The following is a 17,907-nucleotide window of genomic DNA, read 5'->3' as shown; positions in this document are numbered from 1 at the left end:
GCCTCCCTGAACTGAAGTAGCTTGCTAAAGCCCTCTTCCCAAGCCACACTAAGAGTGTCCCAAATGAAGCCTATGTCGTCTAGTCTCTGCTTACGTTCAGGGGAGATGCTGTCTTTGTTTTTTCTTTGGGTACTCACCCATGTTCCAAGCTTATATCCATCCAGCTTGTGGCTCTGAGGCACTAAGCAGTTACCTCTAGCTTCCTTGAACTTCTCCAACAGCCCAAACCAGAACTCCCAAGAAGCCGTACTCGCCTCGACCAATACAGTCCTGAGTGCTGACGAGAACTGAGCATCAACGGACACAGGCATATCAAAGATGATCTTATCATTGATGCTCTCACGGTTCTGAGAGGTGTTCTTAGCCATGTTGGTGCGGTACTGGTCTAACGTACTGGCCATGTCGTCATCATGCGACCTAAAAGCCTTCAGGACATCATACAAAGGCTTGAAGTTACTGGCCTCAATGGATGCCTCGTGGTCATCCCCATCCTCAATGAAGACAGGCAGAACTATCGTACCCTTCTTCTGGACCTTAGCGTCACGAACCTTCCTAATGGCACGACCAACAGCCTGAATGATCTCTACCTGACTGCCTTTTGGGTCAATGAAAGCAACACCATCAAGAGACGGTACATCAACACCTTCAGCCAAGCATCTTGCATTGGTTAGGATGCCCCTGTCGTAGCCTTCAAGGACTTTCAGCCTGTCGATCTTCTCTTTGCGATCTCCAGCCTTCATTTCACCAGAGACGTAGTCAGACAAGAACGTGCCTTCAGGACGATTAGCTGGTTCAATCAGATTAGCAACATCCACCAATTCATCTGAGAACTGCTTGGCTCCTGCAACACGACTATGGAATGAGATCACCCGTTTGAGGTCGTAGTCTTTGACTGCTTTGAGCATACCAATCTTGGCTGCCAGAGTTCTCGCATCCGTTTCGTTATCAGGGTCTGTAGAAACAATCTCGTAGTTCTCAATCCACTCTCTAACCATCGGCTCATCAACACCAACAATGACCACTTGGTAGTCCGTCAGGAGTTCCTGTTCGATGGCCTGACCAAATGTCAGCTTATGAATGACAGGGCCAAAGACAGCCTCATTGTCCATGCCAACGACAGCCAAGTCCCTTGCCTTAGCTTCGTCTTTAATGGTCTTGCCGAAGTAACGTGGTGTGGCTGTAGTAAAGAGACGTTTGGTTGCTCTAATCTTCCCACCATCAAGGATAGTGGCAAATCCTGCGTCAGCCTTACCTGCACATCTGTGGGCTTCATCAGCTACTGCTAAGTCAAAATCTGGAACCGTGTCATCAAGTTGTGCCTCTGCTATCAGTTCTGACGACTGGTAGGTGCAGAAGACAACCTTCGGCTTTGACTGCTTCAGGAACTTGGCTATTTTCTCAACTTCTGACGTCACAGGGAACGGAGCATCAGCAGGGTCCATGTCCTCTGTCTTCTTGCCTACAGACTTATCTGAACAGACGTTCAGGATGTCGAAGTCAGTGTTACCTGCCCAAGCCCACTCCCGCATGGTCTGTGACAAAAGGCTGAGTGACGGCAGCAGGACCAATGTCGTGTGTGCGTCCAGTGCTTCCTTTATCCATAGGGTGGTGAAGGTCTTTCCAGTGCCACAGGCCATAATCATCTGCCCACGATCAGAGGTCTTCAAACCAGCGGTAGCATCCTCAATGGCATCCTTCTGGTGTGGGTCTGGCGTGGGTTTGTCTTTGACCTTCGCCTCATAGAGATCAGCAAATGAAGCTGGGTACTCAAGAGGGGCATCACGGAACGAGTTAAGGTTGAAGACTGTGACAGGCTTATCTTGTCCTTTGAGGGTTTTGTCAGCCTTGGCTTCCATCTTGTTTGTAGTCTGTAGCCAGAGACGACGATCAACTTCCTTGCGGCCAGTATCAGCCAAGAAGGAGTTCATATCACCCTTAGTCGTTGTACGATGCTCACCGTAGCACTTGGCTTGGACAGCCCAGATGAGGCCTTCGTTGTCTCTGAATACGAGGTCAGTCCCTAAGTCTTGTCTCTGCCACTTGTTCGGATAGTCATCCCAAAGCCAGACCTTATCGACAGTCTTGGACCACTCAGGATCGTTCTCAAGGAACCACTTACAGAAGACCTCGAACTTCTTACCCGCACCTTGTTCGCCAAACTCAGTGCGAAGTGATGTGATGAACTCGTCAAAGGTAGCCATGTAAATGATCCTGCTTGGTGATTGCTGGATTTTGACCTACTGGCTTGGGCTCATCAAGCTCTTTAATCCAATTATATAGTATCAACTTGGGAGTATGTACTTGATTGTGATACTGTAATTTAAGCATACCAATCAGGTTACGACTTATGAGAATCGATACTGAGAACCTTGATAAAGGCAGCTACAATCTGGAAGTCGTCAGACCAGTTTGGCTTCCCTACAATAAGATCGGCATCCAACTTACAGCATTCTTAACTGATCAGTTGGGATATCCAAATTCTGGCCCAAAAGCTGATAAGTATACTATCGTATTAGCCTCTTTGCTCAAAGCCGCCCAAGCACACCTGTCTTCAAAAGATATCAGCCAACCGCATCACATTGGTATTCAGCGCAAAGCATCAGCTTGGTCACGTTACCCATTGGTTGGAAGAGACATTGCTAAGACCGCAGTAGACGATTTGATAGGTCATTTTGGCGGCGAACTAGTTGAAGGCTCCGGTACAAGTGGCCTGCACAAGGACGATAAAGGCCAGTGGCAAACAGACCCGCTGATGTCGATGTACACGCTGGATTTAGACAAGCTACCGTTAGACTTGCCTCAGGCTCGTTTTGTTGAAGTAGGAAGACCAATACTCAAAGTGAACAAGGCTGAAACACGTCAGCAGAAAAATAGACGCACAGGCCTCAAACTGCCCAAACCCTTCCTGAATAACAAAGCAGCCAAGGCTCTAGGTGAAGACGTTCATAGAGCTTCAGAGAGCCGCATACAGAGACTAAACGAGTTCTATCGAAGTCACCCACTGGAACTTCCCAATGGCCATGCAGCGGCCTCTGCAACACGTGTGTTCCACGACAGCAGATTTGATGCTGGTGGCCGGCTCTATGGAGCATGGACAGGCTTAGATCAGAAGGAATACCGCCTTCATTGCAGGATCGACGGTCAGCCTATTGTAGAGATAGACATCAACGCTTCCCAGCCCACACTTCTAAGCAGTCTGTTAGGTTATAAGCTTGGACGGCTGGGCCCTGATGATACTTGGTCTGACGTATACGGAGAACTCTCAGGTCTATTAAACATCCACTACCACTGGACGGTTATCGACCAGACGATCGATCGAATAGACCTTATACGCCGCAACCGTGGTGCGGCTAAGGCTGTGGTTATGGCTCTCATCGGCAGCGGCCTACCATTGAAGAGCAAGGCCACGGCTGAACTTGTGAAGGATTTTGGGCTGACGCCTGAAGGATGGCTAATGTTCAGGGACAAGTTATTAGAAACGGTACCTGCCTTAAACGCATTAGAGCCAAGGTATGATAGTAAGGGTGGGCTTGATGGATACATCAATGGCCCGGGCTTTCTAAGCTATCATGAATCTGAGATTGCCCTAGAGACGCTAGAAGCCCTGATGGATCGGGGCATACCCGCATACCCAGTACATGATTGTCTGATTGTTAAAGGGGTTGATGCTACAATAGCAGCAGAGGTCTTTCGTCAGACTATCCATGACTATTGCAAGAGGCTTAGTGGCATAGAGGTTATGGTACCCCTGAGTGTTACAGCTGCTGATTACCAACAGCATGATACCTTACCTAGTGAGACTGACCTTAAAGGAAGGTATCTTAGCTAGTTGATTAGCTAAGGCCCTAATCATCTATAACTATCAGTTAAGGCTAGAGGGGAGTATCCGAAACTCTGTGTATGAGGCTTAGCCCATGCGGTTGAAACAGGTCATCGGTTGAACCGTTCAGGGTAGAGAATAGCGAACTGGTTTCGGGCAGCAACCCATTCCCTGACACACCGTCCGGTGTTCTCGAATTTTCGGATTGCCAAATAGATCAGCTTGGTTGCGGCATCATCTGTTGGAAAGCTGCCACGTGTTTTCGTGGTTTTCCGGATCACCCGGTTCAGACTTTCTATGGCGTTGGTGGTGTAGATGATTTTGCGCACCGCGGGCGGGAAGGCAAAGAACGGGATGACCTCCTGCCATGCGCGCCGCCAGCTTGGCGCGATTGAGGGGTATTTTGTACCCCATTCAGCTTCGAAATCATCCAAGGCTTTGGCGGCTTCCTCGTCGTCCACCGCCTGATAAACCCGACGCAGGTCTTTGGCCACGGCCTTGCGGTCTTTCCAGCCGCAGAAGTTCAGGGAGTGGCGCACAAGGTGCACGATGCAGGTTTGCACAGTCGTATCGGGGAAGGCTGCGTTGATGGCGTCAGGGAAGCCCTTAAGGCCATCGACGACGGCGATCAGGATGTCTTCGACGCCCCGATTGCGCAGGTTGTTCATGATCGACAGCCAGAATTTGGCCCCCTCGTTGGCCGCGATCCACAGGCCCAGAACCTCGCGTTCACCCTCCGCGGTGACCCCCAAGGCCACGTAGACGGCCTTGTTTTTAACCTGGCGACTTTCAGCGTCGCGGATTTTGACCCTGAGAGCGTCGAGAAAAACGATAGGATCAACTGGTTCCAAGGCACGGTTTTGCCAATCTGAAACCTCCTCCAGAACCGCATCGGTGACGCGACTGACCAGGTCGGCGGAAACCTTCAGGCCATAAACCTCTTCAAGGTGGGCGCGGATATCGCGGGTCGACAAACCTGCAGCATAAAGCCCGATGATCTTGTCATCCATCCCGTCGATCCGGGTTTGGCCCTTCTGGATCAGCTCAGGTTCGAAACTGCCTTCCCGGTCTCGTGGGATGTCAATCGGCACCGCACCGTCGTTGCCCTTCAGCACTTTGCGCGTCGCCCCATTACGCCGGTTGGCCTGCTGGCTGGCAGGCTCACCATGTGGCTCATAGCCCAGATGCTCGGTCAGTTCCGCGCCCAACATCCGTTCCATCAGCCGGACCTTCAGTTCCTTCATCAGGCCTTTGTCGCCGAGTAAATCCTCAGGTCGTTCAACGCCGCTGAGCAGCTCGTCCAGTAGTTCCTTGGAAATTGTCATTGCAGTCATGCTCCTTCGTTGGTGAAGCATGGGCCATATTACTCATACACAGAAGGTCGGACACTCTCTTCATGCACGCCCGCAGCAGTTGGAAAGTCTTTCGCTCGCTGGCAACGGTTGATCCAAAATCAACTTTTTAATATTCTTGCCTTAATCAATTAGTCCGAAAAAGGGGCATCGAGCAGTGATGATTGACAGACTTCCGAGACGTTTCTTTCTCTTGGGTGGCGTGGCGGCCTTTCTCTCGGGATGCGCCAGCAAGTTTCGCTCGTACAACGGTCCAGAAGTGACGCGCGTGCGCCTCTACAAGTCGCAAAGACTGCTGGTGCTTGATGGCACGGAGGGCGTTTTGCGCACCTATCCGGTTGGCTTGGGGTTCGCGCCGGAAGGACACAAGCAATTCGAGGGCGATGGACGCACGCCTGAAGGTGCGTACACCATCGACCGTCGCAATCCGAACAGCCTGTTTCATCTGTCTGTCGGAATTTCCTATCCGAACGAGGAGGATATCGCCTTTGCTGAAGCGCAGGGCAAATCTCCTGGCGGTGATATCTTCATCCATGGCGGTCCCCGAAAGGGCATCGACCCGATGAACAAGCGGGACTGGACGGCTGGATGCATCTCGGTCACCGATCGGCAGGTCGAAGATGTCTATGCAATGGTGCGCGATGGGACACCTATCGAGATTTATGCCTAGCAGCTTCTGAGACTCACTGAAGCTCAACCGGATCAGGCAAACCGGCGGCGCAGCGCAACATTGATCCCTTCAATGGCGATCACCATGATGACCACTGCAATCGTCACGCTTGCGGCCTTGTCGTATTGGAACGAGCGCACATAGGTCTGAATGTAGAACCCGATTCCACCTGCCCCGACAATGCCAAGGATCAGAGACTCGCGCAGGTTCAGCTCGAACCGAAAGATCGTGTCCCGCGCTACAACAGGGGCCATTTGCGGCCAGATCGCATGGCGTAAACGCAGCAACGGCCCGGCTCCGGCACTTTCCAAAGCGGAAATCGGAGCGCGGGACACACCATCGATCGCTTCGGCGTAGAATTTGGCCAGCATGCCTGTCGCGTGGAGCGCCACCGCGATGATGCCGGGCAATGGCCCCAGCCCAACCGCGCCCACCATCAGCATTGCCACCAGGATCAGCGGGATCGCGCGAATAAATGCCAGAACAGTGCGGATCGGCCGGTGCACCGTTGCCGACACCATCGTCTCGGAGGCGAGGATGCCAAGCGGAACGGAAAGGATCACCGCACCGACAGTACCGAGGATCGCGATCCGCAGCGTCTCGGCGCTCCCCTTCCAGATCTCATCCATAACGGTCGGATCCGGCGGGAACATGCGGCCAAGGAAATCCGCAATGCGAGGGCCTGCAGACAGCAGTCGGGACAGTTCGACATCGGTGGTGATCAGCGACCACAGCACCACACCGGCAACCAACATCCCGGCCCAGAACCCGCCCAGATTGCGCGACCGCATCAGCTTACGACCTTGAGCCGTGCGCCGGATGCCGGGTCGGTGTCGTCATAGAGCGCCGCCGTCGCGTCATCCGTCAGATCGTGCGTCGCGACATCAAAGACGATCCGCCCGTTGCGCATTCCGATGATACGGTCGGCAAAACGCCGTGCCAGTTCCGGTTGATGCGACGAGAACACAGTCGTTGCCCCACGTGCCTGGGCGGCGCTGGTGAGAAGTGTCAGGATGTCCGCTGCTCTGGACGGATCAAGGTTGCTGACCGGCTCGTCCGCGAAGATCAGCTTAGGCTCTTGTGCGAGACAACGGGCAATTGCCACCCGCTGGCGCTGGCCGCCACTGAGCGAGTCCACGCGCCGGTCTGCGAGGTCCGCGATGCCGCAGTCGGAGAGTGCCGATCGGGCTATGTCCATGTCGGACTTCGACACGTTGCCAAGCAACGCGCGCCAGCCGGGCATCCGGCCCAGCCTGCCGTTCAAGACGTTGCGCATCACTGTCGATCGTTCGACAAGCGCAAACTCCTGAAAGATGAAACCTGTTTCAGCGCGCTTTTCCAAGGGCAGCGCACGGTTGGGTTCGAATGGTACACCAAGGACAGAGACCCGCCCTTGCCAATCGCGCAACCGTCCATCCAGCAACGTCAAAAGCGTGGTCTTGCCTGCTCCGGAAGGACCAAGAAGGGCAACGCACTCCCCGGCGGCTATGTGCAGGGACACCTGATCGATGGCGCGCTGCTCAGCACCGTGATGGCCGAAGCTCAGATCGTCGATGTGAATGGCGTTCTGCATCATAGTAATCCGAAGCGCTGCGCCATAGTCCGCACACCGTCGAACACCGAAGGGTCGGCTTCGACATAGCCATCCGGGCCGTAGAGATAGCGGAGTTTGTCGCGGTGTTCTGGCATGTTGAGCTTCATCATCGCGGCAACGAAGTTCTCGCGAAGCTCCGCGTCCAGTTCGGGACGTGCGATGACGACATGGCTTGGAATGGCATCGCTTTCCGCGATCCAAGTAACCTGAGATTGCTGCTCGGGGGTGAGAAGAAGGTCGGCGTATTGGCTGGCCCCGGCTGCATCGACCAGGCCCTCCGCCATCGCCTGCATTGCCTGTTGGTAGCCACCGGCAAAGAAAATGCGGCCAAAGAAGTCCTCTGCCGCATCCGGGCTGGATACCAGGCCTGCGCGCTCAAACTCGGCCAGGGGGTACATGTATCCCGATTCCGAAATCGGGTCGGCAAAGGCGATGTCGCGACCTTCCAGATCGGCCAGCATCTTGAAGCCGCTGTCACGGCGCACAAAGACGCGGCCCGTATAACTGGGCGTATCGCGGTAGACCTCTGACAAGAGCGGGATGGCACCGATTTCCCTTTCGGCCAGAACGAAGGGTAGGGCACCCATAAAGGAAATATCGGCATCGCCGTTGCGCAATGCTTCGACGGCCGCCGCGTGGTCGATGGTAACGAACCCTTCGACTGGCACACCGATTTCAGACGAAAGCCAGGCGGTGATCGCCTTGATATCGCCCAGAAGCTTGTCGGGGTTCTCCTGCGGTATAAAGGCCAGGCGCAACGGGCCAGACTGCGCCAGAGCAGGCATCGGCTGCGAGACAAGACCGGCCGCTGCGAGAATAAGAAGGTGACGGCGATTCAAGCGAGGCATCATCAAAACGCCTTTTCTTCTATGGCGGCGGCATCCGTCTTGAACAGACTCCAACTCGTTTCCGCGGCCGCCCAGTTCTCTGCCCGAACGGCTGCGCCGACCTCTGCCAAGCGCTCGGCCAGTGCGTAGACCTCGGGCCGCGACGAAAGATTGGCCATCGTGCCTGCATCGGCCGCAAGATCGGCCGCAACCGTGTCGGTCAGGACCAGGATGTGCTGCGCATCGCGTTTCGGTAGAAGCGTGTCGAGCGTCGAGGCAAAGGTCGTGAGTTCGGCGAAGGCCAGACGGAAGGGCGTGTTCGCGGTATCGAAAGCCTCGTATGGCTCATCGGCTGCGCCAACCGTTTCCAGATAGGCGGTCAGGTCCGACCGCTCGGCATCGGTCAGGCCAAGGTTCTTTGTCTCGTCGAACCAATCCACAACACTTGCCAGCGTCGGCAGGGGACCGTCGTGGAAATACGGCGCTGTGTAGAGCGTACCGAGCAAGGTGGGCGTGTCGAGGGCACCTGCATGTGACCCTTCGTAAGCCGCAGCCACCGATCCGATGTCGTGCGATTTGCGATCAAGAAAGTTGCCGGATGGCGTATGGCAGCTGGCACAGGATTGGTTGCCCATTCCGACGAAGGGGCGGTTGAATACCTCTTCGCCACGCCGCGCAGCATCCGGCGCGGCCTCCGTCAACTGGCCGTCGCCGGTGACCAGGGAATTGGGCAGGAAATCGAACTCGGTCATGTAGGCCACGAGTGCGTCCAGCATGAAGGGTGTGGGTTCTTCGCCAGCGAATTCATTGACGATCACGTTGCGGGAGAAATCCCGCAGCGACGCGAAACGACCGTCTCGCCCGTAAGGTCCGGTAAAGCGCAGCCCGCGCAGGCTTGGGATATCGATCGGATCATCGCGGCGGTCGTTGAACATCGGGTTGAAGAAAGCGCCATCCACGTCGACTGCTCCGGGCTGGTGACTGGCACCGGGAATGAAAAATCGCTGATTGATGTCCGAGCGATTGTGACAAGTCGAACAGGCTATGCCCAGATCGCGGGCCGGTCCGCCGAATATCTCTGCACTGTCAAACAGCATGTCACCGTAGACGATGAGGGGCAGGTCGGTTTCGTCGATCCCCTGCTCCTCGAAATTGAGCACGAGAAGTGGTAGAGGGTCCTGATCGAAGATGTCTGAGCCGGGGGGCAGAGCGGCGGGCAATTCAACCGGCTGTCCGGTTCGGGCAATCGCCTCGGGCACGGCAGTCAGCGTCTGGCGCAGGGCAGGATCCGCGACGAGGTAATTTTCGGCCAGATAGGCTGAAATTTCCGCGCGCGCGGCAGTCATTTCCTCAACATTCCTATCCTTGGCGCCAGCGCCGAGCACGCCGGCCGAGCCTGTGGCATTGTTGAGTTCCAGCCACGCCCGACCCAGTGTCCGGGCCGCATCAGGGTCTGCGGCTTTGATATGGTCGGCAAACGCGCGGTAAAGCTCCTTGGCAGTGGCCACTGCCTGTTGCGATACCGCCGGGTTATCGGCAGCAATGGCTGCATCCAGCTCTTCTTCAATTCTCAGCGCGATGAGGCGGGTGGCTGCCACATGAACGGCATGCCGATCCTGCCTGCCAATCGCGTCGGACAGATCACCGACATCAATGGCGCTTTCTCGGTCCAGCCAGTCAAGGGCTCCGAGACGATACTCCGATCCGCGATAGGGCTCGGTCCAGGCTTGTTCCACTTTGTCCCACGGGACCGGCGCGAGATTGCCCAGAAACAGCGTCAGGCGATAGGCGGCCGCTTCGGGCAGCCAGGGGGCTTCCTTGGCGGGTGTTGCCAAAGAGGGACCAGCCAACACCGAAGCGGTGACAATCGCGTAGAGGATCACGCGCAGGACGTGATGGATCACAGGCGGCTCCATTCAAAAAGTTAGACGTGTCTAACTTATCTACCCAAAGCCAACTTGTTGTCAATCCATCAACCATCGGGCAAAGTCGTCATATGTCGTCCGGCGCATCACAGACGCGTGAAGATTTCACGCCTGATTCCCGCGATCCCGAAGCCCAGGCCGACGGATTCGCCAACGTGCGCAATGCGCATGAAAGCGAGATGGCGGAAGATTATGTGGAGCTGATCGCGGAGTTGATTGAAGCCCATGGGGAGGCGCGACCGGTCGATATCGCAGAGCGGCTGGGGGTCAAAGCACCGACGGTGACCAAGAACATCTCGCGCCTGAAGCAAGCAGGGCTGGTGCGCCGTGAAAAATACCGCTCGATTTTCCTGACCGAAAGAGGCCAGGCCCTCGCTGAGGCCTGCCGCAGGCGCCACAGGATCGTGGTCGCATTTCTGCAAAGCCTCGGGATTGACGAAGTAACGGCCGAGCGTGATGCCGAAGGCATCGAACACCATGTCAGCGAGGCAACGTTGATAGCTTTCGAAAACCATATCAAGGGATCCGATTGATCCTGGTCCAAAAATGGGCTGAGCCGTCGACCATTGGTGTTCAGTAAAGTTGCAGGACGGGTATCGCCATCACGAGAACCATAGCGAGCATCGAAGGGGACTCGATCGCTCGAACCGGACAGCCGGTTGAATTACCCACAACGCCGCCCAACAACCAGACTATCCAAGAATCCGGGCGATCATGATCGTGGCAAACAATCCGATCAAACAAAACAGAATGGCAGAACTCGCAGCATGTTGAGCGATGTCAAGTCGATTGCCTTTACGTTTTTTTGCAAGGTATGCGCCCCAGAACGCCCCGATTAATGTCATAATGATTACAATCACGTCAGACCCCTTTCCGAGTGGCCAATAACTTCTTTGCGATAGCAGGCAGGCCTACACCCAGAAACCAACATGTCAAAACCAGCGACAAAAGCGTCCAGTCACCGAAGCGGGCATAGAGTGTCCTTGGCAGGGCCGGGGGCAGAGGCACGTCTAGGACTCCAGTCTGCTCAAGGTCAAGGCTGGCCAACACGCGGCCTCTGGCATCAATGACTGCGGAAATGCCGGTGTTTGCGGCGCGAAGCACTGGCAAGCCTTCTTCGACAGCGCGCATCCGTGCCGCCGCCAAATGCTGTTCCGGTCCGATTGATGTTCCAAACCATGCATCGTTTGTGGCATTGAATATCCAGTCCGGACGAATGGCATCATCGACCACATGACCCGGAAAAATGATCTCGTAGCATATCGCAACGCCAACAAAAGGTATTCTAGGCAAGGCTAAGGTGCGTGGCCCTGGGCCCGGTGTAAAATCCCCAAGACTTTCGGTCAGACGCTCAAACGGTAGCCATTTTCGAAAAGGAACATACTCGCCGAAAGGAACCAGTTTGTGTTTCGCATAGCCACCAAGGCTGCGCCCCTTTGTGTCATATGCCTGGACGGTATTGAAGTAGAGGGTGTTGGCGCCCGACGCGACCCGGTCTGGCACACCGGTCATGAGGATGCTTGATTGGGGGAGCGCGCGCATGATCCTCTGACGATCTGCTTCAACCTCGTCCAGAAACCCCGGATAGGCCGTTTCAGGCCACAATACGATGTCAGGAACGTCACCCTGGCTCGACAGGTCAATGTACCGTGATACGGTTTCTTCTCGCAGTTCCGGACGCCACTTGTCTTGCTGCGGCACGTTTCCCTGAACAATCCGAACAGTGATGTTTGTCGGCTCTTCTATGCCAAGCCAGAGACGGGTTTGCCCTGCACCCCAAAGGCTTGCGGCAAACCCAAGCGCCAAGACCAGGCCCCACGGACGTCTACTATTGCGACTGGCAATCAGATGGGTTGGCAGAACAACCAGAAAAACAAAGAGAAAGCCGAGACCGTAACTGCCAATCCACGCCGCCGGTTGCCGCAGCGGCTCATATTCGACGAGCGCATAACTTGACAGGTTCCAGGGGAATCCCGTCAGGACATGCCCGCGCAACCATTCGGCGGCGGTCCAGCATGTTGCAAAGAGCAGAGGGCTGGCCAGACCTTCAGACAATCGCGACCGCGCCAACACTGCAAACGCGAAAGAGGCCAGTGCGGGAAAGAACGCAAGCAGCGCGCTTAACCCGGCGACCGCAGGAATGGCAAGCAGACCAAAGCGGTCCGCATCCACAAAAAAGCTCTCCGCGATCCAGAAGATCCCAGCGGCGAAATACCCCAGACCAAACGTCCAACCAGTGACCGCAGCGCGAAAAGAGCGAAGCCCTCGCAAAATAAGAAACAAGGCTCCGTAGGTCGCCGGAGCAAGTATGAGAAAGGAGAAGGGTGGAAGAGTCAGGACAGTAAGCGCACCGAGGCAAACACCTATCCCGGCGTGAACCAGCAGAGGTGCACGCGCGACTTGCCGGTTATCGTCTTTCTCTCCGACAGTTACTGTCATTGCTCGGGTTGGGTTCTTTTCAACCCAGGCCAGGCCAGCAGCAGGGCGACACCGCAAAAAATAGCGGTGTCTGCGAGGTTGAAGGCTGGCCAATGCAGATCCCAAACATAAAAGTCCAGAAAATCGGTGACGGAGCCTACTCTGATCCGATCAATAACATTCCCCAAGGCTCCGCCAATGATCAGGCCATGGGCCACGGCCTCGCCCTCTTCTTTCGTTCTGAACATCAGGACTACGAGCCATAGGCATACAACCGTTGCCAGTAATACTAGCCCCCACCATGGCGCACCATTTAACAGACCAAAAGTCACGCCATCATTGCGATGGTAGACTAGATTGAAACCAGGAAAGACGGAAACACCGGAGCTCAGTGTAGAAGCGTTTGCGACGACAGCCATTTTACTCGCCTGATCCACGACGACAGCACTGAGTGTGCTCACCAGCCCGAGAGTTATCGTGTGTTTCATGCTCTGGCCTTCACGCTGCCCAGGGACCGCAAAGTGACGCGGGAATGGGCGTCTTTGAATTGAATAGTGCGAGCCCTCAATCGCCGGGATAGCTGGCAAACACTTCCGTCGTTCCATCGTTGTTGATGAGAAACACGTCATAAGCTTCGCGCCAGCGGCTCTGGTCCATGCCGGGGGAGCCAAGCGGCATCCCTGGCACCGCGAGGCCGACAGCGTCCGGTCTCTCGCTGAGCAACCTGCGAATATCATCTGCGGGCACATGGCCCTCGATCACGTACCCATCGATGAGACCCGTGTGACAGGACACCATACGTTGCGGAACGCCATTGTCGAGTTTGAAGCGGACGAGAAGCCCGGCGAACATATCTTCGTCGGTGGGTGCAAAACCGTATTCTTCGAGGTGCTCCATCCACGCAAGGCAGCAACCGCAGCCATTTGTCTTATTAACCTCAATCGGCGTGGTTTCAGCGAGCGCCTGGGTGGCGAGCCCGAGGAAGAAGGCAATTGCGAGCGATAGTTGTCTCATGTTCTAGAGCCTTTCTGATGTCGCGGTGGCGACGTCGGTGTCCAGCAATCCTGAAAACTGCGCTCGGCTGTCTTCAAGGCGCGACACAATGTCTGAATTGGTTCCTTCTGCGCTTGCCACTTCGGCAAGCCGTTCTTCTGACATCGGATCTGTCGGACGGCCATCTACGCGCACTTCATAATGCAGGTTTGGACCGGTCGCCGTGCCTGTGGCGCCAACGCGGCCGATCATGTCGCCTGCGGCAACCCGGTCCCCGATGGAGAGACCTTCAGGCGTAGAACTCAAATGCGCATAGCGGGTCATGGTGTCGGAACCATGCGCGATCTCGACCACGCGCCCATAGCCGCCGCGCCGCCCAATAAACGAGATGCGGCCCGGTGCCGTTGCGTAGACTGGCGTCCCTTGGGGCGCCGCAAAATCAACCCCGGTGTGCATGCGCACATCCCCAAAAACCGGGTGCCTGCGATTGCCGTATACCGAACTCAGCCGCGCGCCCTTCACGGGTTGTGCAAACACCCGTAGCAATTCCCCATCAACAAAAATCGTCGCGTTTCCGGATTTGTCGTCAGGCCACACGATTTCATAGAGGGTTTCATCTATGGCCAGCGCGGCGAAAGACAGGCGAGGCTGTCTGATAACCTGGTCGCCGAGCGTGTCCTCGCGCCACATCAACTGTAGCCGCTCGCCGCCTTTCAGATCACGTCGGAAATCGACAGTCCCGCCCAACATCTCAGCCAAGTCTACGGCAAATTGCGCCGGAATATCTGCCGATGCAAGGGTTGCAAAGATCGAGGTTCCCACCGTCGTGTCCGCCGCACGCAGAACCAGGTCGGGCTCAGGCACGATCTTCCGTATGGCAATCTCATCTGCAAACACGGCTTCGATTTGCACGCCTGCGTCGACGGACAATACCACCCGTCTGAGCGACCCCGAAAGCGACGTTTCAACCTCAATCCCATATCCCGGTTTGAGCTTGCGCAGGTCATATTCCGCGGCCAGCGCCAGCGCCACCTCGGCGCGATCGGGTGCAGAGAGGCCTGCTTTGGATAGCAAGGCGTCCAGGGTTTCACCTGAGGACAAACTGCCCGACCACATCTCCATTGGAGGTTTGGTCTCTGGCAAAGCCACATCAAGGACTGGACGCGATGGCGGTTCTGGTGCCCAAGCGACTGTGTCCGATCTAACAACCGTTAGCTCGAAGGGCATCAGCGGTTGAGTTCGCATTGCCGGGCTCTGCAACGGCGCGGGCTGCCAATCAGACACCGCAACAAGCGCTTCCGGGACAGGTGCCATTTTCCAATTGGTCGGGAGCCCCATTATCAACGCGACAGCAACGCCTGCCGCTGCGACGCCGACGGCAAGGTATCTCAATTTCATGACGTTTCTTCTTCTGCTCTTGCGAGAACACGGCGGATCTTCGGCGCTGCGAATTCTCGCGGTTCATGGTAATCGATGATGCTCGCAAACTGTCCCTCAGCATCGAAGAGAAAAACGCTCGCCGTGTGGTTCATCGTATAGTCGCCGTCTGTCGCGACCTTCTCATAGCTCGCACGGAAACCTTCAGCAGCGCGTGCTGTCTCTTCCAGCGTCCCACTCCAGCCTTGGATCGCTGGGTGAAAATAGCTGACATACTCTGCCATGGCGTCCACGGTGTCGCGCTCCGGATCGACCGTGATGAACACGACATTCATCTCCGCGACGGCTTCCCCAAGATCGTCAAGCCAGCCAGAGATATCCGACAATGTGGTGGGGCAAACATCGGGGCAGTATGTAAAGCCAAAAAACACCATGGATGGATTGCCCAGAAGCGACGCAGGTCCGACAGTTTCACCGCCTTGATCAGTCATCTGGAATTCCATCTGGGTAAGCGGCAAAGGTCGCTGAGCCACCGGTTCAGGCGCGCCGGGACCGTCCACACGCCACCAGCCGATGAACAGCGCGAGCGCAAGCGCGACGGTGACTGCGGCACCATAGGTGAAGAGGTTGCGTCGGCTCATCACCCCTCAGGCCCACGCGCCGCAATACCAAGAATAGGAACATCAACGGTCAGCGTCCCGCCATCGGCAAAGTTCAGTCTCAGCGGAAAGGTCTCGCCTTCCACCATCTTGGTTTGCAATCGCATCAGCATGGCATGCATGCCACCTGGCTCAAGCGCGACACTTTCGCCCGCTGGGATGGTGATTTCACCGACTGGGCCCATGGAACTGACGCCATTTGCGTCGGTCTTGGTCTCATGAATGTCAGGCATCATGGCGAGCGGCGTTTCCAGCTCCACCAGTGTCACTGGATCGGTCCCCGTATTGCGCAGTGTCATGTAGGCCGCACCTGGACGGTTGATGCCGATGGACGCGCGGGCCCATGCGTCTTCAACGACAATATCCTCAGAGCCAGCGAAAGAGGTGGTCGGTAATCCGACAAACACACTGAATGCAAGTGCGATGGCTGCAACGGTTGATTTCAAAGGTTTGCTCCTAAAATCAGTCTTCTGATCACGACCCGGCCGCCGCGACTTCGGCCGCAACCAAGGCGCGCAGCTCGTCGGCTCCGAACGGGTCAAGCGGTTTGCCATTCACATAGAACGTTGGTGTCTGACGCACGCCCATTGTCTCCACATCCGCACGATCCTGATTAAGGATTGCGAGCGTCTGGGGCGCTTTCATCTGGTTTTTTGCGACTTCTACGTTCAGACCGGCCTGCTCTGCAATGCCAAGGATCAATCCGGGCGCTGGTTCACCGTGGGATGCCCATCGTGGCTGAAATTCGAGGATCGCTTCTTTGACCGGAATATATACGTCCTGCATGCGCGCGGCTTCCATCACCCTGATCGCTTCTTCGGAAGCGGCGCCATGAAATGGCGTGTATCGCAGAACGACGCGAACCTGATCGCCGTGCTCCGCCATGATCTCCTTGATCACTGGGTAGAATGCCCGACAGGCTTCGCACGCAGGGTCGAAGAACTCTACGATTGTCACGGGCGCGTCTTTCGGTCCCATGATGGGGGAGTAGGGACGCATCAATGCTTCTGCGACCTCGGGCTGGACCGGTTCGACCTGAGCGACCGGGGCGGGGCGGGACTGATACCAAACGGCGGCGGCAAAGACTGCAAGGCCGACAAGTAAGACCGATAGAACTAGAGATTTGTTTTTCACGCGCGCGGCTCCTTCAGAGAGAAAAATGACAAGAACCCGATAAACGCAAAGGCAATCAGCGCCAACAGCGGGATAGGGATTCCAAGAAACAGCTGATTGTCGCCGGTGCAGGACGGGCCAGTCGCCGTGCAGGGTTGGATCGGCTCGGGCAGAACTCCAGTATAGAGACCAAGATGCCAAAGCGCGATGGCAGCGCCACCGAGGGCAAGCGCAACGCCGTAGCGACCGACCCGATGATCCTCGAACCACAGACCAAGGCCCAGAAGGACGGCCAGAGGGAACATAAACGCACGCTGAAACCAGCACAGATTGCACGGAGCCTGCCCCAGAACCTCACCGATATAGAGCACGGCCAAGGAACTCCCCAAAGCGACGATCCACGCGGCGGTCAAAGCCGTCTCTTTTGACATCACCCGGCTCATATCGACATCCGCGCCTTCAGATCGGCAAGGATCTCCTCTGCCGGCGTGCCATATGTCCAGGCACCGACATATCCGCCTTGCGGATCAAAGAGAAACAGCTGAGACGAATGCCCCATCGTGTATCCGTCGGGCGAAGCGGCTTCCTCAATCTTTTCGTAGTAGATGCGAAATGTCTTGGACGTTCTCTCAATTTGATCAGCGGTGCCTGTCAGTCCGATGATGTTTGCGTCAAAATATGGGATAAACTCAGCAAGCGCTTGCGGCGTGTCGCGTTCTGGATCAATCGAGATAAAAAGCGGCTGGACTTGTGTCGCATCGGAGCCGAGCCCGTCCATCACAGCGGCTACCTCCGCCAGAGTTGTGGGGCACACGTCGGGGCAATTCGCAAAGCCAAAGAAAACGAGCATCCAGCGCCCTGCGAGATATTCGTCTGTTTGGACCATCCCATTATGATCGGTCAGTTCGAAATCCGCCCGGAACGCGGGCTCATAAGCGCGCTGTTCGACTCTGGTAGAAACTTGCAGCCAGACGAACCCCACGATCGCGATCGCAGCGAGTCCCCAAAGCACTTTTTGTAACGCAGATAATCTCATTGGTCGTTTTGCGCCCGATTCCGCCCATTTTTCGTGAATTCTAAATGTCTAGCTGCTAGAGGTTCAAGCTGTTTCTTGGCACAGAGGCGGTTTGTCACGGACCCGTGAACAGACCAGTGGCTT

Annotated in this window: 19 protein-coding genes; 3 read left to right on the top strand and 16 right to left on the bottom strand. The window is 56.0% G+C overall.

Annotation, left to right across the window (positions count from 1 at the left end):
* The coding region (locus tag PFRI_RS06275; protein ID WP_175549231.1) for a DEAD/DEAH box helicase at positions 1-2,201 on the bottom strand (2,201 nt) is incomplete at its 3' end.
* A 146-nt stretch (positions 2,202-2,347) separates the two neighbouring features.
* Between PFRI_RS06275 and PFRI_RS06270 the strand changes: the two genes are divergently transcribed.
* Positions 2,348-3,829 (top strand): hypothetical protein, encoded by a 1,482-nt coding sequence (locus PFRI_RS06270; protein WP_072629845.1) that lies wholly within the window; start codon positions 2,348-2,350, stop codon positions 3,827-3,829.
* A gap of 101 nt (positions 3,830-3,930) precedes the next feature.
* On the opposite strand, the gene PFRI_RS06265 is transcribed toward PFRI_RS06270, so the two are convergent.
* On the bottom strand, positions 3,931-5,145 hold the full coding sequence (locus PFRI_RS06265; protein ID WP_072629844.1) for an IS256 family transposase: 1,215 nt from the start codon (positions 5,143-5,145) through the stop codon (positions 3,931-3,933).
* Positions 5,146-5,332: 187 nt separating this feature from the next.
* On the opposite strand from PFRI_RS06265, the gene PFRI_RS06260 reads away from it, so the two are divergent.
* Positions 5,333-5,842 (top strand): L,D-transpeptidase family protein, encoded by a 510-nt coding sequence (locus PFRI_RS06260; RefSeq protein ID WP_072629843.1) that lies wholly within the window; start codon positions 5,333-5,335, stop codon positions 5,840-5,842.
* A 32-nt stretch (positions 5,843-5,874) separates the two neighbouring features.
* Here PFRI_RS06260 and phnE read toward each other — a convergent pair whose 3' ends face one another.
* From phnE to PFRI_RS06240, 4 genes are read right to left on the bottom strand one after another with little or no spacing between them, the layout of a single operon-like run.
* Positions 5,875-6,633: a phosphonate ABC transporter, permease protein PhnE gene (gene phnE / locus PFRI_RS06255; RefSeq protein ID WP_037207702.1), complete on the bottom strand. Its 759-nt coding sequence runs from the start codon at positions 6,631-6,633 to the stop codon at positions 5,875-5,877.
* On the bottom strand, positions 6,633-7,415 hold the full coding sequence (locus tag PFRI_RS06250; protein ID WP_058314160.1) for a phosphonate ABC transporter ATP-binding protein: 783 nt from the start codon (positions 7,413-7,415) through the stop codon (positions 6,633-6,635). The genes phnE and PFRI_RS06250 overlap by 1 nt, the downstream gene beginning before the upstream one ends.
* Positions 7,415-8,287 carry a phosphate/phosphite/phosphonate ABC transporter substrate-binding protein gene (locus PFRI_RS06245; protein ID WP_072629842.1) on the bottom strand — a complete coding sequence of 291 codons (873 nt, stop codon included), beginning with the start codon at positions 8,285-8,287 and terminating at the stop codon, positions 7,415-7,417. The genes PFRI_RS06250 and PFRI_RS06245 overlap by 1 nt, the downstream gene beginning before the upstream one ends.
* Positions 8,287-10,167 carry a cytochrome c peroxidase gene (locus PFRI_RS06240; RefSeq protein ID WP_240310633.1) on the bottom strand — a complete coding sequence of 627 codons (1,881 nt, stop codon included), beginning with the start codon at positions 10,165-10,167 and terminating at the stop codon, positions 8,287-8,289. Before PFRI_RS06240 ends, PFRI_RS06245 begins: the two co-directional genes overlap by 1 nt.
* 92 nt (positions 10,168-10,259) lie before the next feature.
* Between PFRI_RS06240 and mntR the strand changes: the two genes are divergently transcribed.
* Positions 10,260-10,721 (top strand): manganese-binding transcriptional regulator MntR, encoded by a 462-nt coding sequence (gene mntR / locus PFRI_RS06235; RefSeq protein WP_072629840.1) that lies wholly within the window; start codon positions 10,260-10,262, stop codon positions 10,719-10,721.
* 159 nt (positions 10,722-10,880) lie between these two features.
* On the opposite strand, the gene PFRI_RS21305 is transcribed toward mntR, so the two are convergent.
* The 10 genes from PFRI_RS21305 to PFRI_RS06190 all read right to left on the bottom strand — a co-directional run bounded on the left by PFRI_RS21305 (position 10,881) and on the right by PFRI_RS06190 (position 17,784).
* Positions 10,881-11,048, bottom strand: a complete 168-nt coding sequence (locus PFRI_RS21305) for a hypothetical protein (protein ID WP_170124819.1) — start codon at positions 11,046-11,048, stop codon at positions 10,881-10,883.
* Position 11,049: 1 nt separating this feature from the next.
* The gene (lnt, locus tag PFRI_RS06230) at positions 11,050-12,627 is read right to left on the bottom strand and encodes an apolipoprotein N-acyltransferase (protein ID WP_072629839.1); all 1,578 of its coding nucleotides are present in this window, start codon (positions 12,625-12,627) and stop codon (positions 11,050-11,052) included.
* A complete protein-coding gene (gene lspA / locus PFRI_RS06225) occupies positions 12,624-13,094 on the bottom strand; it encodes a signal peptidase II (protein WP_072629838.1) in 471 nt (156 codons plus the stop codon). Before lspA ends, lnt begins: the two co-directional genes overlap by 4 nt.
* A 76-nt stretch (positions 13,095-13,170) precedes the next feature.
* Positions 13,171-13,620 (bottom strand): DUF411 domain-containing protein, encoded by a 450-nt coding sequence (locus PFRI_RS06220; RefSeq protein WP_072629837.1) that lies wholly within the window; start codon positions 13,618-13,620, stop codon positions 13,171-13,173.
* Positions 13,621-13,623: 3 nt separating this feature from the next.
* Positions 13,624-14,997 (bottom strand): M23 family metallopeptidase, encoded by a 1,374-nt coding sequence (locus PFRI_RS06215; RefSeq protein ID WP_072629836.1) that lies wholly within the window; start codon positions 14,995-14,997, stop codon positions 13,624-13,626.
* Entirely contained in the window at positions 14,994-15,617 is a 624-nt protein-coding gene (locus PFRI_RS06210; protein WP_072629835.1) for an SCO family protein, read from the bottom strand. The genes PFRI_RS06215 and PFRI_RS06210 overlap by 4 nt, the downstream gene beginning before the upstream one ends.
* Positions 15,617-16,060 (bottom strand): copper chaperone PCu(A)C, encoded by a 444-nt coding sequence (locus tag PFRI_RS06205; protein WP_072629855.1) that lies wholly within the window; start codon positions 16,058-16,060, stop codon positions 15,617-15,619. Before PFRI_RS06205 ends, PFRI_RS06210 begins: the two co-directional genes overlap by 1 nt.
* A 49-nt stretch (positions 16,061-16,109) precedes the next feature.
* Positions 16,110-16,769, bottom strand: coding sequence for a DsbA family protein (locus PFRI_RS06200; protein WP_072629834.1), 660 nt, complete (start codon positions 16,767-16,769; stop codon positions 16,110-16,112).
* Complete coding sequence (locus tag PFRI_RS06195; RefSeq protein WP_072629833.1) at positions 16,766-17,191, bottom strand: disulfide bond formation protein B; 426 nt, start codon at positions 17,189-17,191, stop codon at positions 16,766-16,768. Before PFRI_RS06195 ends, PFRI_RS06200 begins: the two co-directional genes overlap by 4 nt.
* The gene (locus PFRI_RS06190) at positions 17,188-17,784 is read right to left on the bottom strand and encodes an SCO family protein (RefSeq protein ID WP_072629832.1); all 597 of its coding nucleotides are present in this window, start codon (positions 17,782-17,784) and stop codon (positions 17,188-17,190) included. Before PFRI_RS06190 ends, PFRI_RS06195 begins: the two co-directional genes overlap by 4 nt.
* Between the last annotated feature and the right edge of the window lie 123 nt (positions 17,785-17,907).

Origin of the sequence: Planktotalea frisia (assembly GCF_001890925.1) — a bacterium.
In the GTDB taxonomy this organism is placed as follows: domain Bacteria; phylum Pseudomonadota; class Alphaproteobacteria; order Rhodobacterales; family Rhodobacteraceae; genus Planktotalea; species Planktotalea frisia.
The sequence above is the reverse complement of the archived record's forward strand: the minus strand, read 5'-3'. Positions and strand labels throughout refer to the sequence as shown.